General features: G+C 67.8%; 3 protein-coding genes and 1 pseudogene. 3 read left to right on the plus strand and 1 reads right to left on the minus strand.

Going from position 1 to position 6,080, the window contains the following annotated elements:
• Nucleotides 1-8: 8 nt before the first annotated feature.
• Nucleotides 9-1,967, minus strand: coding sequence for an FAD/NAD(P)-binding protein (locus tag RBS12_RS16445; protein WP_307967211.1), 1,959 nt, complete (start codon nucleotides 1,965-1,967; stop codon nucleotides 9-11).
• A gap of 58 nt (nucleotides 1,968-2,025) precedes the next feature.
• Here RBS12_RS16445 and RBS12_RS16450 point away from each other — a divergent pair, with 58 nt between their 5' ends.
• The 3 genes and pseudogenes from RBS12_RS16450 to RBS12_RS16460 all read left to right on the plus strand — a co-directional run.
• Complete coding sequence (locus RBS12_RS16450; protein ID WP_307967212.1) at nucleotides 2,026-4,155, plus strand: prolyl oligopeptidase family serine peptidase; 2,130 nt, start codon at nucleotides 2,026-2,028, stop codon at nucleotides 4,153-4,155.
• A 766-nt stretch (nucleotides 4,156-4,921) separates the two neighbouring features.
• Nucleotides 4,922-5,287, plus strand: coding sequence for a hypothetical protein (locus tag RBS12_RS16455; RefSeq protein WP_307967213.1), 366 nt, complete (start codon nucleotides 4,922-4,924; stop codon nucleotides 5,285-5,287).
• 538 nt (nucleotides 5,288-5,825) lie between these two features.
• Nucleotides 5,826-6,080 (plus strand): annotated as a pseudogene (locus RBS12_RS16460) (IS256 family transposase); the annotation flags it as partial.

Genomic DNA, 6,080 nt, shown 5'->3' on the forward strand with positions numbered 1-6,080 from the left:
AAACACGTTCAGTGGGCTAAACCCTGTGAGAGGCCCAAGATGGCCCGCGCGATAGCGTCCGCGTCGCGCAAGGTGCGCTGGCCGCTCGGGTAGGCGGCGCCGTCGTTCGTTTCGCCTGTCGCACCGAACGGGTGCGCCTCCGCGGCAATCGCGGTGCCCCATTGGACCGCGGAGAGCTGGAGGCCGAGCACATAGACGCCCGGGACCGCGTGGCCATTGACGTCGAGGGGGCGGTACGGCGGTGCCGTGACGTCGAGCCCGCTGGCGGGACGCGGAACGCCGTCGGCCCCCGCGAGGTATTTGGGGCGTGCGAGGCCATCGGCGAGGAGCCCGGTGAGGAGGGGCGAATCCGCGGCGGCGACGACGTTCGCGGGTGCGAGCGCCTCGACCATCGCCGCCGCGTACACGGGCCGGCCGCCCACCCACGGGGACTCGGCGACGAAGCATCCGGCGCCCCGGTCCACGGCAAACCGGGGCTCGGGCCCCACCGTGCTCACGACGCCGGCCCGGATGAGCGCCGCGAGCTGCTGGATGCGAATCGCGGGCGGCCCGCTCGCGAGGCCCTCGACGAGCCCCTCGAACCAGCCACGGAGCCCGGCGACCCATGATTCCTCGGTGATCCCGCCGTCGGCCACGACCTCCTTGAGGACCGCCCTGCCGCGGTGGAGGGCGGCAATCGCCATCTTGACCGGATCGTCCTCGCCGCGTGCGGAGCCCGCCGCGTCGTCCTCGAGATAGGCGAGGACGTGGGCGTCGAGCTCGGAGCGGTTCACGAAATGCCGCCCCGCGAGCGGGGCACCGAGCCCGCGGAGGTCGAGGCGCCTGTCGCGGGCAACCCCAGCGACAACCACGCGTTCCGCGCGCGCTTCCCAGCCGGCGCCGGGGGTCTCGAGCGCGGCCTGGAGCTCGTCGAGGAACCCGTGCCCGACGGCGCCCGACTCCGAGCGGGCGAGCGTCGAATAGTAGGCCCAGAGGGTGTCGCGGTGCAGGAGAGGCCAGAAATCGGCATCGAACGACGGCGTGACCCCCGCCGCGCGTGGCGCAAGCGCAGCCTCGCGCGTGAACCAGCGGAGCCGGACGCCCGGTGCGTAGTACGCGCCGAGCTCGGCCTTGCCGCGGTACGGGACGCCCCGCCGCGAGGCCGCCGCGAGCCGAGGCTCGCGGCCCGACGGAACGTATTCGAGCCCCTCGGGTCCCTCCTTGAAGCGCCCGCCGCGCCCCTTGGTGAGGCGCACCATGACGTCGAAGAAGTTGAGCCCCATGCCACGGACCAGAACCGTCCGCCCGGCAGGCAGGACGTCCCAGTCGACGTCCGCCGGCGCTGCGGGCGGGAGGTAGGTGAGGCCGAGCCGCGCGGCGGCGTCGACGAAGTCGCGCTGGGCGCGGTTGGGCCTCGCCGGGACATGGCCGAGGGCGAGGACGACGGCGTCCGCCTGCCGCGCGTGCCCGTCCGCCGTCGTGACGGCCCAGCCGTGTGGCGTCCGACCGAGCCTGACGACCTCGAGCGCGATGTGCTCGACCGTTGCTCCCTCGGGGGCCGCCGCGACAACCGCGGCGAATGTGTGGGCGAGGTAGCGGCCGTAGAGGGCGCGCGGCGGGTAGTCCGCGGAAGTGAGGGCCGCGGCCTCCGCCCGCTCGTCGGGAGTGAGGTCTGCCTCGGCGCCTCGGCGCTCGAGCCATTCGTGGAAGCTCCCGCCGACCCGCGGGGGCGCGACATCGGGCTCGGACGGGATGAGGGTCGGGTAGAGGCACGGCGTGTTCATGAGGAACTCGCGCGGCTGCTCGGGCCGCCACACGCGGCCGGACCCCGGCGTGAAGGGATCGAAGACCGTGATCTCGAGCTCGCCGAGGCCCGCCTTGCTCGCGGCCGGCCAGTTCGCGAGGAGCCGTTCGACGGCGGACGCGCCACGCGGCCCTCCCCCGATGACGGCGACGCGCACGGCCGTCCGTCCTCCTCCCGAACTCATTCCTTGAGCTTAACGTGCGCCTCTTGCGCTGTCGGAGGGCCGTGCGAGGATGAGCAGCATGACGGACCCCACGGAGACTCCCGCACGAACGCTCGCCCATGCCCCCGGCGAACCGGTGGACGAGAACCTCTGGCTCGAGGACATCCGCGGCGAGGAACAGCTCGCGTGGGTGCGAGAGCAGAATGCGCGCACGGAGGAACTGCTCGAGACCGGGGACTACCCCGAGCTCGAGGCCCAGATCCTCGAGGTCATGGACTCGCAGGACCGCATTCCCATGGTCACGAAGCGTGGCGACTGGTACTACAACTTCTGGCGGGATGCCTCGAACCCGAAGGGCCTGTGGCGGCGCACGCGCTGGGAAAGCTACATGACCGACTCGCCCGAGTGGGAGATCCTGCTCGACGTCGACGCCCTTGCGGCCACCGAAGGCGTCGAGTGGGTGTGGGGCGGCGCCGGCTTCCTGCGCCCCGACGACGGAAAGTCGTGGCGGCGCTGCATGGTCCGGCTGTCCCCCGACGGTGGCGATGCTGTCACGGTCCGGGAGTACGACGTCGAAGACCGCGCCTTCATCGCGCCCGAAGCGGGCGGGTTCGAGCTCCCCGCGGCGAAGGGCGGCGTGGACTGGCTCGACGTGGACACGCTCATCGTGTCGTCGACGCTTGGCGAGGACGCCGTGACGACGTCGTCCTACCCGAGGATCGTGCGCAGGCTTCCGCGCGGCGCGGCCCTTGAGGACGCCGAGGTCATCTTCGAGGTGCCAGCCGATCACCTGATGGGGGGCGCGGGCTTTGACGACACCCCGGGCTTCGAGCGGCTCCTCGCGAGCGACCGGATCAGCTTCTTCGACGTGCGGCATTCGATCTGGCGCGACGACGCGTGGCGGGAGATCCCCGTGCCGACCGACGTGGACATTGACCTCCACCGCGAGTGGATCCTGTTCCGGCCACAGCGTGACTGGGATGTCGACGGCGTTGTGCACGATGCCGGCTCGCTGCTCGCGGCCGACTTCGAGGCGTTCCTGGGCGGATCGACGCAGCTTACCGTGCTGTTCTCGCCGGATGCCCATACCTCGCTCCAGTCATGGAGCTGGACGAAGACCCGCCTTCTCGTCAATCTCCTGCGCGACGTCTCATCGCAGATCCGGGTGCTGATGCCGCCGTCTGCCGGCGCAGGCGCGGGCTCAACGGACGACGGCGCGTGGTCGAGCGAGGAGCTCGACGCATGCCCGCCGCTTCACCTCGTCGAGAGCTACGCGGTCGACGACGAGGACCCCGACGCGGGCGACGACTACTGGCTCATCGCGACCGGGTTCCTCACGCCCACGACGCTCCTGCGCGGCACCATCGGTGGGGGCCATGCGGAGGTCAAGCGCGCGCCGTCGTTCTTCGACGAGAGCCGGCTCACGGTCGAACAGCACTTCGCGACCTCAGCGGACGGCACTCGGGTTCCCTACTTCCAGGTGGGTCCCAAGGACCTCGAACTGAACGGCGCCGCGCCGACCCAGCTGAGTGGCTATGGAGGATTCGAGATCTCCAGGACGCCCGCCTACAGCGGGGTCGTGGGGCGCGCGTGGCTCGAACGCGGCGGCGTGTATGTGGTCGCCAACATCCGAGGCGGAGGCGAGTACGGGCCAGCGTGGCACCAAGCCGCGCTCAAAGAAAACCGGCATCGTTCGTACGAGGACTTCGCCGCCGTCGCGTTGGACCTCATCCGGCGCGAGGTGACGTCCCCCGAGCACCTCGGCTGCACGGGAGGCTCGAACGGTGGGCTGCTCGTGGGCAACATGCTCGTGAACTTCCCCTCGCTGTTCGGGGCGATCTCGTGCGGCGTGCCGCTCCTGGACATGCGGCGGTACACGAAGCTCTCCGCGGGCACGTCCTGGATCGCCGAGTATGGCGACCCCGACGTGCCCGAGCAGTGGGAGTACCTCAAGACGTTCTCGCCGTACCATCTTCTGCGCGACGGGGTGGACTACCCGGACACGTTCATCTGGACCGCAACCTCGGACGACCGCGTCGGCCCCGTTCAGGCGCGCAAGATGGCCGCGCGCATGGAGGCGATGGGCATTCCGAACGTCTGGTACCACGAGGCGCTCGAGGGTGGCCACGCGGGCGCCTCGGACAACCGCCAGGCTGCGGCCCTCCAGGCCCGGAGCGCAGCGTTCCTGTGGCGGTCGCTCGAAAGCTGACCAACGCTTTCGAGTATGCGTGCCAAACGGGTGGATGAGGCCCCGAGAGCACATTTGCGCCCCTTTTACAGCACATCCACGCCAAAACAGCTCTGTGGATTGACGGACTTCGCAACGAGCTGCGAGCCTTTGAGATACGGGGGCCATCGCAATCGATGTCGAGAGGTCATCATTTAACGCGCGTGCACGCCAAGATCTTCGCGTCACATGAGCTCCCAGCACCGCCAGCTCATTAATTAGTTCGCCAAAAACAAGGAGGATACCATGGCGAAATCACGCCCAGACTCTTGACCGGGACAATTCTCGGAAATCCCTACAACTGTTTCGGGTAAAGCGAGAATGTTCACAAGAGCTGGAATATGTCGTCTGTCCATACGAGAATTCGAGACTGCAGAAGCCTCCCACAGCAGATGACCAATGGTGCGGAGATAATGAAGAAAGGCTGGTTCGGCCTTTGGCACAGATCCGCCTTTAATGCGCGAACAGTGAACAACCAATGGGGTATCGACACCAACGCGAAGGCAGTCTGTGGAAAACAGTCCCTGCAGACCTATCGCGGAAACGGCTGTGGATTGCTGTGGCCACTACCTTGACCGCTTGCGCACCCTCAACCATAACTTCCGGCCCCGAGGAAACAGGAGACCCGCAAAAAGTGGAGCTACGTGAATATCAAGGGGCTGACCCCCAACCTCCCGAGCTGAGGGTCGGAGCCACTTCCGTCAGTCCCGCCCTCGTCGACTGGAAGAGTGCCCGCGGTTCAAGCGTTATGAAGAACAACTCGCAGTCGTCAACGGCGATCTTGGATTTGGGTGTCCAGGACGAGTTGTCGCTTGAACTGATGTCGCCATTGGATCCGGCAGGGCTTGAGATCTCTGTCTTCTTCGGGGACTCGAACCAAGTTGACCCCACAGGGACCCCTGACCGCGTCATAGACCTCGTGAGCAGCGAACTTGTGGCTAGGGGATCGTCGCAGGCTTCGCGAAACTACAAGCTGAATTTCTCTGCCGCCGGAATCAAAGGAAACGTCGTGGTCGGGATCTTCAGCCTCTACTACGCGGACCCATCGCTCTCACAGGAACGGTTCACCAACGTGGTGGGTTGGGTTCTTTCTCTGAACGCGACGGGCGCATAGTCTCAACCGACAGTCGGTGATCGCCCCAACTGCGGCCTGGCGCGGCGAGGACTCGCCGTGCCGGGCCGCACCGGTCGGGTGGCCCTCGCAATCGCTGTGCTCCGCGCAGTCTTCCTTCCTCCTCCTCTCCCGCCTCGACCTGCCCGAAACGCCGCAACGCCGCAACGCCGCAACGCCGCAACGCGCCAGACTCGACGTGCTCGCGGACGCCCAGAGCCCCGGGGCCACCCCTTCACGCGTGTCGACAACGTCTCCTCACCCCGATCGCGTGGTACAGCGAAGAATCGTTCTCGGAACCTGAGCCGCTCACGACGAGAGCGTGGCCGACGGGCTCGACAGGCGAAGCCTCTGAACATCTTGAACCCGAGCCCGCTCGGCTAGGTTGAGGCGCGTGTGCGAACGAAGACGGCTTGCGGTCGAAGAGAACGTCCGAGGCCGTCTTTTCGGGGTTATAGGACAAAACGTGGGGATGGGATTGGCCTGGATCCCAGTGCTGGCGCGGGAAAATCGGGGTCGTCTTACTCTGTGACCCTTAGGCGTGAGGGTTGCTTCCAATTCGACGTCCTGCCGGGTATGCGGGTCCGTCCTGGTAAAGAACGGGCGGACCGCCGCGGGGACGCAGCGGTGGAGGTGCGTCTCGTGCCGGGCCGGGACCACTCGTCGGCGCCCCGACCTGTCCCGCAGGCACGAGCTCGAGGCCTTCCTCGGCTGGCTGCTGGGAAAGGACACGCAGGCCGAGGCCGGCCTGGGCCCCGACCGCTCGTTCCGGCGCGTCACGGCGTGGTGCTGGAAC

Origin of the sequence: Sinomonas sp. ASV322 (genome assembly GCF_030908245.1) — a bacterium.
Classification (GTDB): Bacteria; Actinomycetota; Actinomycetes; order Actinomycetales; family Micrococcaceae; genus Sinomonas.